The sequence below is a fragment of the Vibrio sp. 10N.261.52.A1 genome (assembly GCF_002876325.1).
Taxonomy (GTDB): domain Bacteria; phylum Pseudomonadota; class Gammaproteobacteria; order Enterobacterales; family Vibrionaceae; genus Vibrio; species Vibrio chagasii.
Window position 1 is genome coordinate 1 of the sequence record NZ_MCYD01000383.1, and the last position, 278, is coordinate 278.

1 protein-coding gene is annotated in these 278 nt (G+C 32.0%); it reads right to left on the bottom strand.

Going from position 1 to position 278, the window contains the following annotated elements:
• Positions 1-278: glycosyltransferase (locus BCT81_RS04780; RefSeq protein WP_133152550.1), on the bottom strand; the 278-nt coding region annotated here is incomplete at both ends.

Consider the following 278-nt stretch of genomic DNA (forward strand, 5'->3'; position numbering starts at 1 on the left):
TACATATTTACCGATGTGGGCGGCTCTGCTACGTAAGAAAAGAAGTTAGGTAACAAAGTATCATCAGCATCTAAGAAGTAAATATAATCACTAACTACACCTTTAAGGCCCAAATTTCTTGCACTTGACACACCACCATTAGGCTTTGTTAACAATTCGATACTCAATGTATTAAAATTGGTAATTATTTTCTTTAATTCTAAAAGTTCATGTTCTGAAGAACCATCATTAACTATCTTAACAGTTAGAGAAATACGTTTTTTTACGTTATCTAATGC